Origin of the sequence: Paracoccus pacificus (genome assembly GCF_042680785.1) — a bacterium.
Lineage (GTDB): Bacteria > Pseudomonadota > Alphaproteobacteria > Rhodobacterales > Rhodobacteraceae > Paracoccus > Paracoccus pacificus.
Genome location: NZ_JBHUEN010000063.1, coordinates 1 through 2,202, shown reverse-complemented (window position 1 = coordinate 2,202; position 2,202 = coordinate 1). Strand labels below are relative to the sequence as shown.

The window sequence follows — 2,202 nt, the reverse complement described above, 5'->3', positions numbered from 1 at the left end:
AATCAAGCGCGATAAGGGCGTTTGGTGGATGCCTTGGCAGCAAGAGGCGATGAAGGACGTGGTACTCTGCGATAAGTCATGGGGAGCCGAGAACAGGCTTTGATCCATGAATCTCCGAATGGGGAAACCCACTTGATTGTTCGTTGTTATTGCTTCGCGATAACGTCTGCTCTGCGCCGGCCTTTGGCCGGTCTGGAGCTTGACGGCGATGCAGCTAACAGCGGGCAAAACCAAGTACTTTTAACCTGAATACATAGGGTTATTAGAGCGAACCTGGGGAACTGAAACATCTAAGTACCCAGAGGAAAGGAAATCAATAGAGACTCCGGTAGTAGTGGCGAGCGAACCCGGACCAGCCGAGCCGTAAGAATGACCAGAATGTGCTGGAAAGCACAGCCATAGCGGGTGACAGCCCCGTATGGGAAGTTTGATCGGACGTATTAAGTAGGGCGGGACACGTGAAATCCTGTTCGAAGATCGGGGGACCACCCCCGAAGGCTAAGTACTCCTTGCTGACCGATAGCGAACCAGTACCGTGAGGGAAAGGTGAAAAGCACCCCGACGAGGGGAGTGAAACAGTTTCTGAAACCGGACGCCTACAAGCAGTCGGAGCCGCCTTGAGCGGTGACGGCGTACCTTTTGTATAATGGGTCAACGACTTGGTCTGTCTAGCAAGCTTAAGCCGTTAGGTGTAGGCGCAGCGAAAGCGAGTCTTAAATGGGCGACTTAGTTAGACGGATCAGACCCGAAACCAGATGATCTAGCCATGACCAGGATGAAGGTTGGGTAACACCAACTGGAGGTCCGAACCCACACCTGTTGAAAAAGGTCGGGATGAGTTGTGGCTAGGGGTGAAAGGCCAATCAAATCTGGAGATAGCTGGTTCTCCGCGAAAGCTATTTAGGTAGCGCCTCGGACGTATCCTCCTGGGGGTAGAGCACTACATGGATGATGGGGGCCCACAGCCTTACTGAGTCTAAGTAAACTCCGAATACCAGGAAGGACTATCCGGGAGACACACGGCGGGTGCTAACGTCCGTCGTGGAGAGGGAAACAACCCTGACCAACAGCTAAGGCCCCCAATTCGTGGCTAAGTGGGAAAGCATGTGAGACTTCCAAAACAACCAGGAGGTTGGCTTAGAAGCAGCCATCCTTTAAAGATAGCGTAACAGCTCACTGGTCTAAATAAGAGGTCTTGCGGCGAAGATGTAACGGGGCTCAAGCCACGAGCCGAAGCTTTGGATGCACGTAAGTGCGTGGTAGCGGAGCGTTCTGTGATATAGAACGCTGCCTCTTCTATCCGTCATCCCTTGCAAGAGGGACGGGATAGCGGAGGCATTGTTCTGACTGTGAAGCCGGGCCGTGAGGCATCCGGTGGAGTGATCAGAAGTGAGAATGTTGACATGAGTAGCGACAAACAGGGTGAGAGACCCTGTCGCCGAAAGTCCAAGGGTTCCTGCTTAAAGCTAATCTGAGCAGGGTAAGCCGGCCCCTAAGGCGAGGCAGAAATGCGTAGTCGATGGGAACCAGGTTAATATTCCTGGGCCAGGAGATGGTGACGGATCCCGACGGTTGTTCGATCTTATTGGATTGATCGGGCCGCTTAGGGGTTCCTGGAAACAGCCCTCCATGAGACCGTACCCTAAACCGACACAGGTGGACTGGTAGAGAATACCAAGGCGCTTGAGAGAACCACATTTAAGGAACTCGGCAAAATACCTCCGTAAGTTCGCGAGAAGGAGGCCCCGTTCGTAGGCAACTATGGGCGGGGGGCACAAACCAGGGGGTGGCGACTGTTTACTTAAAACACAGGGCTCTGCGAAGTCGTAAGACGACGTATAGGGTCTGACGCCTGCCCGGTGCCGGAAGGTTAAAAGGAGATGTGCAAGCATTGAATTGAAGCCCCGGTAAACGGCGGCCGTAACTATAACGGTCCTAAGGTAGCGAAATTCCTTGTCGGGTAAGTTCCGACCTGCACGAATGGCGTAACGACCTCCCCGCTGTCTCAAATGTGGACTCAGCGAAATTGAATTGTCTGTGAAGATGCAGACTTCCCGCGGTTAGACGGAAAGACCCCATGCACCTTTACTATAGCTTCGCACTGGCATCAGGATTGTGATGTGCAGGATAGGTGGTAGGCATTGAAGCAGTGACGCCAGTCGCTGTGGAGCCATCCTTGAGATACCACCCTTCGCACTCTTG

At 53.3% G+C, this 2,202-nt stretch carries 1 rRNA gene; it reads left to right on the top strand.

What is annotated here, in order from left to right:
• Nucleotides 1-2,202: ribosomal RNA gene (locus ACFSCT_RS19530) — 23S ribosomal RNA — on the top strand; the annotation flags it as partial.